The following is a 16,691-nucleotide window of genomic DNA, read 5'->3' on the forward strand; positions in this document are numbered from 1 at the left end:
GCTAGAATCCGCGCTCCGCCGCGCCTTTTCGCGCCGCGCCCCCCTCATGACCGACCCCTCGCGCATCCGCAACTTCTCGATCGTCGCTCACATCGACCACGGGAAGACGACGCTCTCCGACCGGATCCTCGAGATCACGGGCGCGCTGACCGCCCGCGAAATGACCGAGCAGGTCCTCGACGACAACCCGATCGAGAAGGAGCGCGGGATCACGATCAAGGCGCGCTCCGTCACGCTCAAGTACCGGGCCGAGGACGGACGGGACTACACGCTGAACCTCATCGACACGCCCGGGCACGTGGACTTCACCTACGAGGTGTCGCGCTCCCTCGCCGCGTGCGAAGGCGCGGTCCTCGTCGTCGACGCGACGCAGGGCGTCGAGGCCCAGACGCTCGCAAACGCGTACCTCGCGATCCACAACGACCTCACGATCGTCCCGTGCATCAACAAGGTCGACCTCCCGTCCGCCGTGCCCGAGATGGCGCGCGAGCAGATCGAGGAGGTCATCGGGATCCCGGCCCGCCACGCGGTCCTGACGTCCGGCAAGGTCGGGACGGGCGTGCGCGACCTGCTCGAGCAGATCGTCCACGACATTCCGGCGCCGAAGGGCGACCCCGCGGCGCCGCTGAAGGCGCTCCTCTTCGACTCGTGGTTCGACGTCTACCGCGGCGTCACGTGCCTCGTGCGGGTGCACGAGGGGACGATCCGGCCGGGCATGAAGATCCGGATGATGGGGACGGGCTTCGGCGGCGAGGTTCAGGAGGTCGGGATCTTCAACCCGAAGCCGCTCGTCGTGCCCGAGCTCTCCGTGGGCGAGGTCGGCTACGTCATCGCGGGCATCAAGGACCTCCACGCCGCCAAGATCGGCGACACCGTCACGGAGACCGAACGTCCGACCGCTGAAGCATTCCCCGGCTTTTTGGACGTCAAGCCGATGGTCTTCGCGTCGATCTTCCCGACGGAGACGGAAGCGTACGAGGACCTGCGCGACGCGATGGAGAAGCTCCGGCTGAACGACGCGTCCTTCACGTTCGAGCCCGAGTCCTCGACGGCACTCGGGTTCGGCTTCCGGTGCGGGTACCTCGGCCTCCTGCACATGGAGATCATCCAGGAGCGCCTCGAGCGCGAGTTCAACCTCTCGCTCATCACGACGGCGCCGTCGGTCCCGTACCGGATCACGACCACGCGCGGCCAGGAGCTCGAGATCTCGAACCCCGTGAAGCTCCCCGACGTGCAGCTCATCCAGGAGATGCGCGAGCCGTACATCCTCGCGACGATCATCACGAAGGACGAGTTCCTCGGCGGGATCCTCGCGCTGGCCCAGGAGCGGCGCGGCACGCAGGTCTCGCTCGAGTACGCGGGCACGCAGCGCGCCGTCCTCAAGTACGAGCTTCCCCTGAACGAGGTCATCCTCGACTTCTACGACAAGCTCAAGTCGCTCTCCCGGGGCTACGCGTCGTTCGACTACCAGCTCATCGACTACAGGCCCGGCGACCTCGTGAAGCTCGACGTCCTCATCAACGGCGAGCCCGTGGACGCGCTCGCGTTCATCGTCCACCGCGACAAGGCGCAGACGAAGGGCCGCTCGATCGTGGAGAAGATGAAGGAGATGATCCCGCAGCAGATGTTCGAGGTCGTCATCCAGGCGGCGATCGGCTCGAAAATCCTGGCGCGTTCGACCGTGAGGGCGATGCGCAAGAACGTCATCGCGAAGTGCTACGGCGGCGACATCACGCGCAAGAAGAAGCTGCTCGAAAAGCAGAAGGAAGGCAAGCGGCGCATGAAGAAGGTCGGCCGCGTCGACCTCCCGCAAGAGGCCTTCCTCGCCGTCCTCAAGGTCGACTCGTGAGCCGCCCCGGGCGCTTCGCGGAGACGGCCGAAGCCGTCCTCGTGGCGGCGGCGCTCGCGCTCTTCGTCAAGACCTTCGTCTTCCAGATCTTCCACGTCCCCACGTCGTCCATGGAGGACGCCGTGCTCGCGGGAGACCGGATCGTCGTGGACAAGGTCGCCTACGCGCCCCACGCGGGGCCGTGGGCGCGGTTTCTGCCCTACCGGACCCTGACGCGGGGCGACGTCGTCGTGTTCCGCGACCCGCGCGACGCCTCGCGCGACCTCCTGAAGCGCGCGGTCGCGACGGGCGGCGACACGGTGGAGCAGCGCGCAAAGGAGCTGCGCGTGAACGGCTTTGCCCGGGACGAATCCTTCGTCGTCCACCGCGACGCCACGACGTACGGCGCGGACGCTCCGGCGGCGCTCGCGAAGCGCGACTCCTTCGGGCCGGTCGCGGTGCCGGAGGGCCGGTTCTTCGCGATGGGGGACAACCGGGACGACTCGCAGGATTCACGCTTCTGGGGGCCGGCCCCGGCCGCGAACCTCGAGGGCCGGGCCGTCTGCGTTCTCTGGTCGTGGGCGCCCTCCGACCGGACGTTTTCGGGCCGGGGCGCGGCGTTACGCCGGACGCTCGACACCGGGTTACACTTTTTGGTCAGGACCCGCTGGAACCGGACGTTCCGGGCGGTTCGTTGAAGCCGGGCCGTCCGGACGGTCGCGTCGAAGAGAGGAGCTTGCACATGCGTCGCATCGGGAATCGTGGGGAAGGCGCCTTCGGTCTGATCGTCGGTCTTGCGATCCTGTTCGTGGCCGTGGTGGCGCTGGTGCGCGTCGTCCCGCTGCACATCCACGGCAACGAGGTCCTCGACGCCATGAACGAGGCGGCGAACTTCGGCGGACTGAAGCCGCTCGAGAAGCTCCGGATGGACATCTACCTCAAGGCGCAGGACGCGAAGGTCCCGCTCCAGCTGCAGGACATTCACGTCGACAAGAACGGGAGCTACGTCGTGATCGCGGCGCGGTACAAGCAGACCGCCGACATCTTCGGCTACAAGTACGTCTACCTGTTCGACAAGAAAGTCGAAAAGCCGGTCTTCTAGCCGCGCGATGGCGAAGACGCGCGAGGACGAGGACGCTCCACTCACCGAGGTCCGGCTGGACGTGTGGCTGGACGTGGCGTGCCTCTTCCCGACGCGCTCGCAGGCGGCTGCGGCGTGTGCCGGCGGCAAGGTGGACCTGAACGGCCACGCGTCCGCCGCGCACAAGCTCCTCCGCGCGGGAGACCGCCTGTCGATCACGTTCGCCCGCGGCAAGCGCACGTTCGTCGTGAAGGGGCTTGCCGAGCGGCACGTGAAGAAGGCCGACGCGCGCGCCCTCTTCGAGGAGACGACGCCGCCCCCCTCCCCGGAGGTTCTCGAGGCACGGAGGCTCGAACGGATGTTCGCGCCGAAGGACGCGGGCGGCGCCCGTCCCACGAAGAAGGAACGGCGGCAGCGCGAGAGGACGCGCGGGTGGTGAGGCGCCTCGCGCGCCCGAGACTCTACGAGATCGTCCTCCTCGCCGACGTCGTTCTCGTCGCGTTCCTCCTCCGGACGCGCGCAAGGATGAACGTCGATCTCCTGAGGACCCTGCTCGACATGCGCCAGTTCGTCGCGATCACGGGAACCGTTCTGCTCGCGGGCGTTCTCGTGCGCGCGCTCCTCGCGGGGCGCCGCGGGAAGAGGCGCGGGGCGGCCCGGCTCCGCGCGCTCCTCCGGCCGAGGTCCCTCCCGGACCTGGCGCGGTTCCTGGCGGTCCTCACGCTCACGTCCTGGGCCTACAGCTGGCTCAAGGTCGCGCTCCCGCTCCTCCGTCCCGACGTCCTCTTCGACCCGGGCCTCTTCCGGATCGAGACGGCGCTTCATCTGGGCGTGAATCCCGGGCGCTTCCTCCAGGGCCTCTTTCCCTATCCGGCTCTGTGGCGCACTCTCGACGTCTATTACGGCGCGTTCATCTGGACCGTCATGGCGGGCCTCGCCTGGTTCGGGGCGGCGCTCTCCGTCCGCGACCGCGCGCGTTTCGCGGCGGGCTTCACCCTCCTCTGGGTCTTCGGCGCGTGGTTCTACTTCGCGGTGCCGTCGCTCGGGCCGTGTTACGTCCTCAAGGACGACTACACGGAGGTCCGCGCCGCGATGCCGGGGCAGTCCGCGACGATGGACCTCCTCTTCGCGCACTACGGCCGGATCCGTTCGCTCCACCGCCACCCGGAGGGGTTCGACATCTCCCCGTATCTCGGCGTGGCCGCGATGCCGTCGCTGCACGTCGCGGCCCAGGCGTTCCTCATGTTCTTCGCGCGCCGGCGGTCGAAGGCGCTCTTCGCCCTCTTCGCGGCGCTGACCGCCGTGACCCTCTTCACCTCCGTCGTGAGCGGGTGGCACTACGCGATCGACGGGTACGCGGGCCTCCTCCTCGCGTGGGCCTGCGAGGCGGCGGGAAGGCGCAGCGTCCCGCCCGCGTAACATCCGGCGGATGCGGATCATCCTCTTCACGGGCAAGGGCGGCACCGGCAAGACGACGGTCGCGGCCGCGACGGGCCTGACGCTGGCGGCGCAGGGCCTGAAGACGCTCGTGATGTCCGTCGACGCCGCGCACTCGCTCGCCGATTCGTTCGACCTGCCGGGCGCCCTCACGGACAAGCACCGCGGCGAGGCCGTGCCGGTCGCGGAGAACCTCTGGATCCAGGAAGTGGACGTCACGGAGGAGATCGGGCGCCACTGGAAGGACATCTCGGGTTACATCACGGCGCTCCTCGCCGTGACGGGCGTCGAGGAGGTCCTCGCCGAGGAGCTCGCGATCTTCCCGGGGATGGAGGAGGTCTCCGCCCTCCTCTACGTGAACCGCTACGCGAAGGAGAAGGCGTTCGACGTCCTGATCCTCGACTGCGCCCCCACGGGCGAGTCCCTGCGCTTCGTCTCCCTGCCGCCGACGCTCGACTGGTACATGACGAAGCTCTTCCGGATTCAGCGCAACATCCTGAAGGTCGCGCGTCCCGTGGCCAGGAAGGTCGCGAACGTCCCGCTCCCGCCGGACCGGTACTTCGACAACGTGCAGTCGCTCGCCGAGAAGCTCGACGGCGTCGACGCGCTCCTGAAGGACCCGAAGACGACGACCGTCCGCCTCGTCACGAACGCGGAAAAGATCGTGATCAAGGAGACACAGCGCGCCTTCATGTACTTCGGCCTTTACGGGTTCACCGTGGACGCCGTGATCGTGAACCGTCTCCTCCCCGGGAAAATGCACGACCCGTTCTTCGACAAGTGGCGGAAGACCCAGGCGCGGTTCCTCGAGGAGGCGCACCGCTACTTCGACCCGGTTCCCCTCTTCACGCTCCCGCTCCGCGACGACCAGGTCCTCGGCCCGGCGGCGCTCCTCTCTCTCGGAACGGAGCTGTGGGCCGGCCGGGACGCGGCGGCGTCGTTCCGCTCGGTCGCGCCCTACCGGTACACCAAGCAGAACGGGCGCTACGTCCTCACGCTCGACCTTCCCTTCGTCGCGAAGGAGGACGTCGACCTCGCGGTCGCGTCGGGCGATCTCATCGTCCGCATCGGCAACGTCCGGCACCACGTCCCGATCCCGCGGACGCTCGCGGGCTTCACGCCCTCCGGCGCGAAGGTCGAGGACGGCAAGCTCACCGTGCGCTTCGCGCGCGCGACGGAGGCGCCCTGATGGCACGCAAGAAGAAACCCGTCGATCCCCTCGAGGCCGACTTCGGGCCCGGCGTCGCGGCCACGGACGCAGCGCAGGCCGCGGCGGGCGCTCCGCGCGCCGGCGGTCCGATTCCCGGCCTCGCGTGCGGCGGCGAGGGCTGCTTCCTCCGGCCCGCGGCCGGGTTGATCGGGAAGTTCTCCGTCTCGCTCGCGGGGCGCGCCGCGCTCGGCCGCGCGGCGTTCTCGGGCATCGAACTGATGAAGGCCCTGCGCGACTTCCTCGACGAGGAGATTTCGCTCGCCGAGCGCGCGGCCCGGTCCGACGGCACCGCGCGTTACGAAAAGATCAAGGTCGAATAGCGGGCGGACGGGTCAGAGCGCGGCGGCGATCCCGGCGACGATCGCGCGCGCCGCGGCGGCGGGATCCGTTGCGCCCGTGATCGGGCGGCCGACGACGAGAATGTCCGCCCCTGCGCGGATCGCTTCGGCGGGCGTCGCCACGCGCTTCTGGTCGCCGAGCGCCGTGCCCGCGGGGCGCACGCCCGGCACCACGAGGAGGAAGTCCTTCCCGCACGCGGCGCGGATCGCCGTGATCTCCTCCGGCGAGCAGACCACGCCGTCGAGGCCCGATTCCTGCGCGAGCGCGGCGAGACGCACGGCGGCCTCGCGCGGCGTCCCGGCGACGCCGATCGCGGCGAGCGCGCTCGCGTCCAGAGACGTCAGGATCGTGACGGCGATGAGCCGAGGCGCGGGGCGGCCGGCCTTCGCGGCGGCCTCGCGGCCTCCGTCGCCGAAGGCTCGCAGCATGTCGCGCCCGCCGGAGGCGTGACAGTTCACGATCGCCGCGCCCGTCGCGGCGGCCGCGGCCGCGGCGCGGCCGACGGTGTTCGGAATGTCGTGGAGCTTGAGGTCGAGGAACACGTCCGCGCCGGACGCGACGACCTCGCGGACGAGCGCCGGCCCTTCCGCCACGAAGGCCTCGAGGCCGAGCTTGAGGACGCCGGCCTCGGGGGCGACGCGGCGCGCCATCGCGAGGAGCGCGGCCCGGTCCGGGAGATCCAGCGCGACGGCGAGGCGTGCGCGCGCGTCAGGCAAACCGGTGGTCCTCGCGCGGCCTCGTCTTCAGGGTTCCGACGAGGTCGGCGGCGCGCGCGATCTTCCGCTCCGCGCACCAGGCGGAAAGCTCGCCGACGAGCCGGCCCGCGAGCGAGGGATCCCGGAAGTTCGCCGTGCCGATCTGGACGGCGTTCGCGCCGGCGACGAGGAACTCGACGACGTTCTCGACCGTCTCGATCCCGCCCATCCCGAAGATCGGGATCTTCGGGAGCGCCTTGCGGACCTCCCAGACCATCCGGAGGGCGATCGGGCGGATCGCCGGGCCCGACAGGCCGCCGGTCGTGAAGCCGATTTTCGGCGTCCGCGTCTCGAGGTCGATCGCGAGGCCGACGAGCGTGTTGATGAGCGAGAGAGCGTCCGCCCCGGCGTCCACGGCCGCCTGCGCGACCGCGACGATGTCCGTCACGTTGGGGGAGAGCTTCACGACGAGGACGTGCGGCGTGGCGGCCCGGACCTTCTTCACGAGCGCCGCCAGAGCCTGCGGATTGTTGCCGAAGATCATCCCGCCCTTCACGACGTTCGGGCAGGAGACGTTCAGCTCGATCGCCGCGATCCGGCGGTCGGCGCCGATGCGCTCGACGACCGCGACGTAGTCCTCCTCGGCATCGCCCCAGACGTTCGCGATCACCGTCGCGCCCTTCGCGTGGAGCTCGGGGAGCTTCTCGGCGAGGAACGCGTCGACGCCGACGTTCTGGAGGCCGATCGCGTTCAGCATCCCCGCGTCCGTCTCGCAGATGCGGGGCGGCGGGTTGCCGTGGCACGGCCGGTGCGAGAGGCCCTTGACGGAGATCGCGCCGAGCGCCGAGAGGTCGAGGTAGTCCGCGAACTCGAGGCCGTAGCCGAACGTGCCCGAGGCCGTCGCGATCGGATTCTTCAGGCGCAGGCGCCCCATCTGGACGGCGAGGTCGACGGCCATCAGACCTTCTTCCAGTCGATGAAGGACGGGGGCACGCACGGCCCTTCCTTGCAGATCGTCGCGAAGCGGCCGTCCGTCGTCGGGGCGACGCATCCGAGGCAGACGCCGAAACCGCACGCCATCTCGGACTCCATCGCGAACGAAGCGTCGAGGCCCGCCTTTTCGACGATCGCGGCGAGGGTGCGGAACATCGGCAGCGGGCCGCACGCGAAGACGCGCCGGTAGGACGTCCCGCCGTCGAGGGCGTGCGCGAAGAGGTCCGTCACGCGCCCGCGCCGGCCGAGGGAGCCGTCGTCCGTGGCGTAGCGGCAGCGGTGCTGGCCGAGGAAGCGCTCGAAGTCGGCGCGCTTCAGGATGTCGTTCTCGTTGCGGCCGCCGTAGTAGAGGTCCGCGGCGAGGCCGCGCGCCGCGAGGGTGCGCGCGAGGAGGACGAGCGGCGCGAGGCCGATCCCGCCCGCGACGAGGGCCACGCGGTCGCCGGTCTTGAGGTCGTCCGTCGGGAAGGGGACGCCGAGCGGGCCGAGCACGGGCACCGGCGTGCCCTCGGGGAGCCGCCCGAGCGCTCCCGTGCCGACGCCGACGGCCTTCACGACGAACTCGATCGCGGGAACGCCGGCGACCGTCGTGACGTCCGCGATCGAGAACGCCCGCCGGAGGTACGGCCGGAGGCCGTCCCCGGCCTGCAACATCGCGAAGTTTCCCGCCTTCGCCGCCGGGCCGATCGTGCCGGCCTGGAGGAACAACGAATAGTGCGCCGCGTCGTAGTGCAGCGTGCGGAGGACGCGAAGCGTTTCGTTGACGGCCATCGGGAAGGGGGCGAGACTCGCCGGGCGCGGATTATATGGACGAGAGACGTCGGGCGTTGCCGTTCGTCCTGGCGGGGGCGCTCGCCGGCGTCGCGGCGGCCGACGTCCTGATCGGATTGAATCCCGATCTCCTCGCGCCCGCCCCCGCGCTGCGGGCCCTCGTGGTGCTCGGCGCGATCGGCGCGGCGCTCGCGGCGCCCCTCGCGTGGCTCCGGAAACGGCCCGCGACGCGCGCGTCGACGCTCCTCCTGGCTCTCCTTCTCGGCCTCGCGGCCGCGGGCGTCGAAGTCCAGCGCCGGGCGGCGCACGACTTCGTCCCCGGAGGCGGGCGGCGCGTCCTCGCGGCGGCGGCGCTCGCGCTCGCGGGGGGCGCGTTCCTCCTCGCTTTCGCTGCGGGGCGCGGCGCGCCCGCGCGGCCGGTCGCGGCCGTCCTCGTCCTGCTCCTCCTCGCGCCGCTGGCGGGACGCCGCGCGCCGGAGCGGGCCGTGCTCGCGAGCCCGGAGCCGCTGCCGCGCGCCGCGCGCCGGAGCCTCCTCGTCATCGGGATCGAAGGCGTCTCCTGGGATCTCCTGACGGCGTTCGCGTCGGAGGGCTCGCTTCCGACGTTCGCGCGCCTGCTCTCGGAAGGGGCGGCGGGGCCGCTCGCGTCTCTCGCGCCGTACGACCGCGCGGCCCTCTGGACGTCCGCGGCGACGGGCAAGAAGCCGTTCAAGCACGGCGTCGTCTCGGGCTTCCGGCGGGACGCGCTCTCGGGGTCGTTCCGCATGCTGCCGGTCGTGCCGGGCCTCGGGCGGCTCGTGCCGCCGCTCGGGACGTGGGTGCGCGAGGACGGCGCCCGGCGTCGCAGCCTCACGTTCTGGGAGATCCTGGTGGCGCGCGGCCACGAATCGGCGGTCCTGAACTGGCCGTGCTCGGCCCCGGCGCGCGACGGAACGGTGCTCTGGGCGACGGACCGTTTCTTCGCGGGCGACGACGCGGACGACGCGGCGCGCCCGGCCGAGGCCGCCCGGCGCGCGCGCCTCTTCCGGGTCTCTCCGGCCGGGCTGGACCGGCCGCTCGCCCGCGCGCTCGGCCCGGACGGATTGCCCGAAGGGCCGGCGCGCCGCGAGCCGCCCGCCGCCGCGGCGGGCGACCTGAGCGTCGTCGGCGCGGCGCTGGGCGCGCTTCCGGCGGGGCCGAACAACGTCGCGGCCCTCGTCCTCTCCGGCCTCGCGACGGCCGCGCGGCTCTTCGGCGGCGCCGGGGACGCGCGCTACTGGGGACTCGCGGCGCCGGAGGGGGCCGAGACGCGGGCCCGGGCCCTCAAGGCGTACTACCGGTTCCTCGACGACACGCTCGCGGACGTTCTCGAGCGCGAGGGCAAAGAGCGCACGATCTGCCTCTTCGCGCCCGTCGGGTGGGGCCCGCCCACCACCGCTGAGGCCGTCGTGCGCTTCGTGCGCGGACGCGTGCCCGAGGCCGGTCCCGACGCCGCGCGCGACGGGTTCGTGCTTCTTGCCGGTGCGGGCGTCCGTTCGGGCGTGCGCCTCACCTCGGCCGGCGTCCTCGACCTCGCGCCGACGCTTCTCGTCCTCGCGGGCGAGCCGCTCGCGCGCGACATGGACGGGCGCGTCCTCGCCGAAGCGTTCGACGAGAGGTTCGCGGAGATCGCGAGCGTCCCGGTGATCACCACGTTCGAGCCCGGGGGACCGCAGTGACGTCCGTCCCGACCGTCCCGCCCGGCACGCGCGTCCGCTCCGTCGTCGTCGTCGTTGCGGCCGCGGCGCTCCTCGGCGCCGGGCTGCGGCTCGTGAACCTCTCGGCGTGGCCGCCGGGGCCGTGGATCGACGAGGCCTACGCGCTCCGCGCCGCGCGCCTGCTCCCGCCCGGCGCGCCCTTCTTCGGGACGACGGCGCTCACGCCGCCCGGCGAAGGCTTCGTGAACATGTGGGTCCCGAACGCGACCCTGCGCGCGATCCGCGCGCTCGACGTCGCGGCCGGCGGAGGGCTCGCGTCCGTCCATGTGCTCTCGGTCGTGCCGGCGCTCGCCCTCTTCGCCGCGTTCCTTCTCCTCGCCACGGAAGCGTGCCGCGGCCGGTCGTTCGCGCTCGGGTCCTCGGCCGTCCTCGGCGCGACCTCGATGTGGCTCCTCACGACGGGGCGCTGGGGCTGGGTGGCCCTCGCGACGTCGGCCTTCGCCGCGCTCGCGACGTGGGCTGGCCTGCGCGCGGCACGAAGGGGCTCGGCCGCGCTCGCCCTTCTCGCCGGCGCCTCCGCAGGGCTCGGGGCATACGGCTACGCCGCCGGCCGGCTGTTCCTGGCCGCGCCCGCCGTCGTGCTCGCGCTCGCCGCCCTGCGCGTCCTCGCGCGGCGGGCCGGAGCGTGGCCGCTCGCACGCCTCGCGGCGCTCGCGCTCGCCGCGGAGGCCGTCGTCTTCGCGCCGCTGGCCGCGCACTACGTCCGCTCCCCGGACCGCTTCTTCGCCCGCGAGCGGGAGCTCTCGCTCCTCCGGCACGGGGGCGCGGACGCGGGCCTCCTTCTCGCACGGAACGTGACGGATTACGCCGCGCTCTTCTTCTGGCGCGGGGACGTGAACGAACGCCACGGCGATCCGGCCCGGCCCGTGCTCCCCGCCGCCGTCGCGGGCCTCGCGCTCGCGGGCGCGGCGTGGGGCGCCGCGCGCGGGGGGCCGGCGCGCGCGCTGCTCCTCCCGGCGGGCCTGTTCCTCGCGGGCGGTCTTCTCGCTGCTGAAGACACGGGCGCGAACGCGTACCGGGTGTCTCCCATGACGCCGTACGTTCTGGTTCTCGCCGGACTCGGGGCCGCAATCGTGCTCGAGGCGATCCCGCCGGAGCGGCGGCGCCTCGCGGCCGTCGCGCTCGGGGGCGTCCTCGCCCTCGCGGCGGCGTCGGACGTCGCAGGGTTCGCGCGCTGGGGCGCGTCTCCGCGGACGTGGGGGGCATTCGGCGGCCCGGAGCGCGAGCTCGCGGACGCGCTCGTCGCCGCCTCGAAGGGCGGCCCGCCCGCGCGCGTCGTCCTCGCCGCGCGCGGCGCCGCGCGGAACCCGTACGTCGTCGAGGAGCTGCTTGCGCCGCCCGGGGCGCGGCGCGGGCCCGTCGTCGCATTCCGGGACCTCACGGACGCGCGCATCGCGCTCGACGGGAACGTTCTCTACGCGGACGGCGGCGCGCTGGAAGCCGCCGGCCTCGCGGGCCGGCGGGGGTCGGTGGTCTCCCGGGGCAAAGACCCGTGGGGGCGGCCCACGTTCACGGTCTACCGGCTGTCGCCGGACTGAGGGGCGGAAGTCAGCGCTCGCGAGCGCCTCGCGGAAGGCCCGCGGCGTCTCGAGCGGGCCGTCGTGGCCCGCGCCCGGCAGGACGAAGAGGCGGCCGCCCGGAATCTCCGCGGCGAGCTTCTTCCCGAGCGGGAGGGGAAAGAGCGTCTCCTTCTCCCCCCAGATCACGGCGGTGCCGGCGGGCAGGTCCTTCCCGCGGCCCTCCAGCCCGTCGGACACATCCAGCGTCCTCACCGTTACGGCCGCGGGATCGCCGCCGTAGTTGCGGCCGAAGGCGTTCACCACGAATCCCGCGGCGGGAAACGGGCGACGGAAGAAGAGGAGGTCGAGGACGCGCCGAGCGCCCGGCCGGTCCTCCGGGAGCACGCGGCGGCGCTCGGCGGCGATGTCGGCGGGCAGGTCGAAGCCGCCCGCATCGACGAGGACGAGGCGGCCCGTCTTTTCCGGGTGCTGGAGCGCGAACGCGGCGACCGTCCAGCCGCCGAGGGAGTGGCCGACGAGATCGGCCTTGTCGAGCGCGAGCGCGCGGAAGAGCGCGGCGAGCGCGCTGACGCGGCCCGGGATCCGGTAGCCGGCGGCGGCGCGCGGGGGCTCGCTGCGGCCGGAGCCGGGCCCGTCCGGGAGGAGGACGGTGCGGCCGGCGCGGACGAGGACGCGCGCCGTGCCGGCCCAGTACGACGCGTCGGCGCCGAGGCCGTGCAGGAGGACGACGGGCCGCTCGGCGGAGAGGGGCCCGAGCACCCAGACGGACAGGCGCGAGCCGTCGTCGGCCGCGAAGACCTCGCGGTGGCCGCCGGAGATCGCGAGCCACTCCTCCATGACGGCGCGGTATGCCGGGAACGGGTCGACGGCGAGGGCGCCGAAGAGGAAGAAGAAAGAGAAGGCGATGGCGCCGAGGGCCCAGCTCAGGAGCCGCTTGCGGTTGCTCATCGCGCTGGCGCTCAGTACGCGACCAGGTCGCGGAGGGCGTTGAGGATGTCGTCGCTCTGCGGGAGCGTCGCGTCCTCGAGCTGCGGCGCGTAGGCGCAGAAGACGTCCTTCGCCGCGACGCGGCGCACCGGGGCGTCCAGCCACTCGAAGAGCTCGTCGGCCGCGCGCGCCGCGATCTCGGCGCCGAAGCCGTGCGTCTTCCAGTCCTCGTGGACGACCAGGAGCCGGTTCGTCTTCTTCACGCTCGTCGCGATCGCTTCCCAGTCGTACGGCGCGAGCGTGCGAAGGTCGATCACCTCGGCGTGCCGGCCCGTCTCCTCGGCGAGCGCCGCCGCGGCGACCGCGCTGCGGTAGACCGTCGCGCCGTACGTCACGACCGTCACGTCCTCGCCGGGCCGGACGACCTTCGCCTTCCCGAACGGGATCATGAAGTCCCGGCCCGGGTAGCGCCCCTTGTTGTGCGTCTGGCGGTAGAGGTGCTTGTGCTCGAGGAAGAGGACGGGGTCGTCGCACCGGATCGCGGTGCGCAGGAGGCCATTCGCGTCGAGCGCGTTCGACGGCATCACGACCCTGAGGCCCGGGATGTGCGCGAACGTCACCTCGCCGGACTGCGAGTGGTACGGCCCGCCGCCCGTGAGATAGCCGCCGATCGGCACGCGGACGACGACGGGCGCCTTCCACGCGCCGCCCGAGCGCCAGCGCACCGTCGCGAGCTCGTCGCGCAGCTGCTGCATCGCGGGCCAGATGTAGTCGAAGAACTGGATCTCGACGACGGGCTTGAGACCGCGCGCGGCCCAGCCGATCGCTCGGCCCACGATGCTCGCTTCCGCGAGCGGCGCGTTGAAGACCCGCGCATTGCCGTAGGCCTTCTGGAGCCCCGCGGTGACCTTGAAGACGCCGCCCTTGCCCTTCACCTCGCCGAGGACGTCGACGCGGCTCGCGTCCGCGACGTCCTCGCCCCACACGGCAATCCTCCCGTCGCGCGCCATTTCGTCCCGGAGCGCCGCGTTGACGAGGTCGACCATCGTCGTGGGCTCGCCGGAGAACGCGGGGGCGTCCTCCGTGTCGAACGCGGCCGACGTCGGGTCGGCGTCGGGGGAGGTCACGTTCTCGAAGACGGTCTCGGCGGCCGGCTGCGGGCTCGCGAGCGCCTCGTCCGCGGCGCGACCCACCTCGGCGTCGACCTCGTCACGGAGGGCCTTGATCTCGTCCGCCGTCGCGAGATTCTCGTCGAGCAGGAACTTCTCGAAGAGGACGATCGGGTCGCGCTCGGCGTCCTTCTGGCGCTCGTTCTCGGGGCGGTAGAGCTTCTCGTCGTCGGAGAGGGAGTGCGAGTACGGCCTGACGACGTGCCCGTGGACGAGCGCGGGGCCCTTCCGTTCGCGCGCGTACGCGAACGCGTACCGGAACGCGTCGTAGGACGCCAGGTAGTCACAGCCGTCCACCTCGACGACGAAGATGCCCGGCCAGGAGCGCACGAGGCGCGAGATGGAGCCGCCGGGCGTGTTGACCTCGACGGGCACCGAGATCGCGTAGCCGTTGTCCTCGACGACGAAGACGACCGGGAGCTTGAGCGTCGCCGCGGAGTTGAGCGCTTCCCAGAACTCGCCCTCCGACGTCGCCCCGTCGCCGATCGTGACGACGACGACCTCGTCCGCGGACGCGCGCGACGCCTGGTCGCGGATCGCGGCGGCGTCGGGGCGGAGGAGAAAGCGGCCCGCCTCGGCGGCGCCGACGCCCGGCAGGCACTCGGAGCCCGTCGGGGAGGAGGTGGTGAAGACGTTCAGCCGCGCCGAGCCCCAGTGCGACGGCATCTGGCGGCCGGAGGAGGCGGGGTCGGCGGCGGCGCCGACGGCCTCGAGGAACATCTCGCGGGGCGTCACGCCGAGCCCGAGGCAGAGCGCGCGGTCGCGGTAGTACGGGAAGAGCCAGTCGACGCCCTTCTTCATGTGGGCGGCGATCGCCGTCTGGAGCGCCTCGTGGCCCGCCCCGGAGATCTGGAAGAAGATGCGGTTCTGCCGCTTGAGCTGGATCTCCCGGTCGTCAATCCGCCGGGAGGTCACCATGTTGCGGAAGGCGCGGAGGAGGTCGTCCCGCGTCAGCCCCTCGTACTTGTCCACCCGGGGCGCGGCGGCTTCGGAAGCCATCTGCGCGGGACTTTACCCTACGCGGCGGGCGCCGTCGGGGCGGCCGGCGCGCTCCAGTCCGAATGGGGCGCGCGGTTCTCGACGATCCAGCCGCGGAGGAGGTCGCGGTACCGCCGCGCCGGGACGCCTTCCTTCTCGAAGAAGGGGACGAGCGCCGTGTTGAGCGCCGGCAGGCGGTAGAACGGCACGGCGGGGTAGTAGTGGTGCTCGAGGTGGAGGTTCGACCAGAGGTAGACGAACTCCCAGAGCGGCGAGCGCGCCATGCGCGTGCCCCACTTCGCGGGCTCGCCCGGCACGATGTCGTAGTGCTGGCCGAGGCGGTTCAGCGCGAAGGCCGGCGGGAAGACGAGGAATACCGGGACGAGGTAGAGCCAGACGAGGCGCGCGCCGCCGCCGAATCGCGCGATCAGCGCGGCCGTCACGAGATGGAGAAGGATCGCCGCGAGGCGCTCGCCCGCGATGCGGCGCCGGAGCGTCTCGGGGTACGTCGCGGTCTCCTTCCGCGCGGCGCGGAAGTAGATCGGGAAGAGCGCCGGCGTCGCGTACAGGAGCTTGAGCCAGCGCGCGTTGATCTTCGGAGACAGGTGCGCGCGCTTCGGGTCGTCCGTCGAGGAGCCGAGCTCGGCGTGATGGTCGAGGTGCCAGCGCGTGAACTGGGTCGGCGAGATCCCCGACGGCAGCGCGTAGAGGAGGCCGAGCGCGCGGTAGGCGCCGGGCCGGTCGCCGTCGAAGACGGCCTTGTGGACGACCTCGTGGAGGAGGACGGTCCCGTCGAAGACGACGAAGCCGAGGACGAGCGCGCACGGGATCCGGACCCAGAGGCTCTCGAACTGCCAGCCGAGCGCGAACGCGCCCGCGAAGAGGACGACCTGGCGCAGGACGACAGCGAAGTGCCGCGCGGGGCTCTTGCGGTGCAGCGCCTTGAGGACCTCGTTCGGCACGGCGGCCGAGAGGCGCGCCCTGAGGTCCCCGATCGCGTGGTGGTAATAGCCCGACTTCATCCCTGGAAAGGTTAGAACAGATGTCCCCCGCGGGAGATTCCCTGTCAGGCCTCGTCCCCCCCGACCTCTTCCGCCACGAGGTAGAGCGGCCGGCCCTTCACCTCGTCGTAGATGCGGCCGAGGTATTCGCCGAGGACGCCGATCATGAGGAGCTGGACGCCGCCGAGGAGGAGGATCCACCCCATCAGCGTCGTCCAGCCGCGCTCGTTGATCCCGAGCACCTTGAGCGCGACGACGACGAGGATGTAGAGGAACGCGAAGCCCGACACGAGAAAGCCGAGCCACGTCGCGAGCTGGAGCGGGACGTGGCTGAAGGACGTGAGGCCGTCGAGCGCGAAGCGGAGCATCTTGCGCAGCGGGAACTTCGTCTCGCCGCGGGTCCGCGGCGGGCGCACGTACCCAACACCGATCTGGCGGAAGCCGACCCAGGCCGTCATCCCGCGGATGAACCGGTGCCGCTCGCGCAGCCTCCGGAACGCGGCGACGGCCTTCGGCCCCATGAGGCGGAAGTCGCCGACGTCGACGGGGATGTCCACGTTCGTCCAGCGCTTGAGGAGCCGGTAGAAGACGTGGGCGGTCCAGAGCTTGAAGGCGCTCTCGCCCTCGCGCTTCGTGCGCTGCGCGTAGACGACCTCGTACCCCTCGTCGATCCTCTTCAGCATGTCGACGAGGAGCTCGGGCGGGTCCTGCAGGTCGGCGTCCATCACGGCGACGACGCGCCCGCGCGCCGCGTCGACGCCCGCCGTGAGCGCCATCTGGTGGCCGAAGTTGCGCGAGAAGCGGAGGGCGCGGATGCGGCGGTCCACGCGCGCAAACGCCGCCATCTTCTCGAACGAGCCGTCCTGGCTGCCGTCGTCGACGAAGACGATCTCCCACGTCCGGCCCACGGCGTCGAGCGCCTTCACGAGGCGGTCCTTCAGCTCGTCGAGGTTGTCGGCCTCGTTGAAGACGGGCAGGGCGACGGAGATCTCGGGCGCGCTCATCG

At 72.1% G+C, this 16,691-nt stretch carries 15 protein-coding genes and 1 pseudogene; 9 read left to right on the forward strand and 7 right to left on the reverse strand.

Going from position 1 to position 16,691, the window contains the following annotated elements:
• The first annotated feature begins 46 nt into the window (after window positions 1–46).
• Genes lepA through IPL89_00810 form a run of 7 tightly spaced genes read left to right on the forward strand, consistent with a single transcriptional unit; the run spans window position 47 to window position 5,876 of the window.
• Entirely contained in the window at window positions 47–1,849 is a 1,803-nt protein-coding gene (gene lepA / locus IPL89_00780; protein ID MBK9061733.1) for an elongation factor 4, read from the forward strand.
• The gene (gene lepB, locus IPL89_00785; protein MBK9061734.1) at window positions 1,846–2,526 is read left to right on the forward strand and encodes a signal peptidase I; all 681 of its coding nucleotides are present in this window, start codon (window positions 1,846–1,848) and stop codon (window positions 2,524–2,526) included. The genes lepA and lepB overlap by 4 nt, the downstream gene beginning before the upstream one ends.
• Before the next feature lie 44 nt (window positions 2,527–2,570).
• Window positions 2,571–2,930 (forward strand): hypothetical protein, encoded by a 360-nt coding sequence (locus tag IPL89_00790; protein MBK9061735.1) that lies wholly within the window; start codon window positions 2,571–2,573, stop codon window positions 2,928–2,930.
• 7 nt (window positions 2,931–2,937) lie between these two features.
• Window positions 2,938–3,348 carry an RNA-binding S4 domain-containing protein gene (locus tag IPL89_00795; GenBank protein MBK9061736.1) on the forward strand — a complete coding sequence of 137 codons (411 nt, stop codon included), beginning with the start codon at window positions 2,938–2,940 and terminating at the stop codon, window positions 3,346–3,348.
• Window positions 3,342–4,328, forward strand: a complete 987-nt coding sequence (locus IPL89_00800; protein ID MBK9061737.1) for a phosphatase PAP2 family protein — start codon at window positions 3,342–3,344, stop codon at window positions 4,326–4,328. The genes IPL89_00795 and IPL89_00800 overlap by 7 nt, the downstream gene beginning before the upstream one ends.
• A 10-nt stretch (window positions 4,329–4,338) precedes the next feature.
• Window positions 4,339–5,535, forward strand: a complete 1,197-nt coding sequence (locus IPL89_00805; GenBank protein MBK9061738.1) for a TRC40/GET3/ArsA family transport-energizing ATPase — start codon at window positions 4,339–4,341, stop codon at window positions 5,533–5,535.
• Complete coding sequence (locus IPL89_00810) at window positions 5,535–5,876, forward strand: hypothetical protein (GenBank protein ID MBK9061739.1); 342 nt, start codon at window positions 5,535–5,537, stop codon at window positions 5,874–5,876. Before IPL89_00805 ends, IPL89_00810 begins: the two co-directional genes overlap by 1 nt.
• Before the next feature lie 12 nt (window positions 5,877–5,888).
• Here the strand turns inward: IPL89_00810 and pyrF are convergent, their stop codons facing one another.
• Genes pyrF through IPL89_00825 form a run of 3 tightly spaced genes read right to left on the reverse strand, consistent with a single transcriptional unit; the run spans window position 5,889 to window position 8,354 of the window.
• Complete coding sequence (gene pyrF, locus IPL89_00815) at window positions 5,889–6,611, reverse strand: orotidine-5'-phosphate decarboxylase (GenBank protein ID MBK9061740.1); 723 nt, start codon at window positions 6,609–6,611, stop codon at window positions 5,889–5,891.
• Window positions 6,604–7,551, reverse strand: a complete 948-nt coding sequence (locus IPL89_00820; GenBank protein MBK9061741.1) for a dihydroorotate dehydrogenase — start codon at window positions 7,549–7,551, stop codon at window positions 6,604–6,606. Before IPL89_00820 ends, pyrF begins: the two co-directional genes overlap by 8 nt.
• The gene (locus IPL89_00825; protein ID MBK9061742.1) at window positions 7,548–8,354 is read right to left on the reverse strand and encodes a dihydroorotate dehydrogenase electron transfer subunit; all 807 of its coding nucleotides are present in this window, start codon (window positions 8,352–8,354) and stop codon (window positions 7,548–7,550) included. The genes IPL89_00820 and IPL89_00825 overlap by 4 nt, the downstream gene beginning before the upstream one ends.
• Window positions 8,355–8,410: 56 nt before the next feature.
• On the opposite strand from IPL89_00825, the gene IPL89_00830 reads away from it, so the two are divergent.
• Both IPL89_00830 and IPL89_00835 read left to right on the forward strand, forming a co-directional pair.
• On the forward strand, window positions 8,411–10,051 hold the full coding sequence (locus IPL89_00830; GenBank protein MBK9061743.1) for an alkaline phosphatase family protein: 1,641 nt from the start codon (window positions 8,411–8,413) through the stop codon (window positions 10,049–10,051).
• On the forward strand, window positions 10,048–11,628 hold the full coding sequence (locus tag IPL89_00835; protein MBK9061744.1) for a hypothetical protein: 1,581 nt from the start codon (window positions 10,048–10,050) through the stop codon (window positions 11,626–11,628). The genes IPL89_00830 and IPL89_00835 overlap by 4 nt, the downstream gene beginning before the upstream one ends.
• Before the next feature lie 360 nt (window positions 11,629–11,988).
• Here the strand turns inward: IPL89_00835 and IPL89_00840 are convergent.
• The 4 genes and pseudogenes from IPL89_00840 to IPL89_00855 all read right to left on the reverse strand — a co-directional run bounded on the left by IPL89_00840 (window position 11,989) and on the right by IPL89_00855 (window position 16,689).
• Window positions 11,989–12,558, reverse strand: a pseudogene (locus tag IPL89_00840) (alpha/beta fold hydrolase).
• Between the two features lie 11 nt (window positions 12,559–12,569).
• Window positions 12,570–14,705, reverse strand: coding sequence for a dehydrogenase E1 component subunit alpha/beta (locus IPL89_00845; GenBank protein ID MBK9061745.1), 2,136 nt, complete (start codon window positions 14,703–14,705; stop codon window positions 12,570–12,572).
• A 17-nt stretch (window positions 14,706–14,722) separates the two neighbouring features.
• The gene (locus tag IPL89_00850; protein ID MBK9061746.1) at window positions 14,723–15,706 is read right to left on the reverse strand and encodes a fatty acid desaturase; all 984 of its coding nucleotides are present in this window, start codon (window positions 15,704–15,706) and stop codon (window positions 14,723–14,725) included.
• 44 nt (window positions 15,707–15,750) lie between these two features.
• A complete protein-coding gene (locus IPL89_00855; protein ID MBK9061747.1) occupies window positions 15,751–16,689 on the reverse strand; it encodes a glycosyltransferase family 2 protein in 939 nt (312 codons plus the stop codon).
• Window positions 16,690–16,691 lie beyond the last annotated feature (2 nt).

The sequence above is a fragment of the Acidobacteriota bacterium genome (assembly GCA_016716715.1).
Lineage (GTDB): Bacteria > Acidobacteriota > Thermoanaerobaculia > UBA5066 > UBA5066 > Fen-183.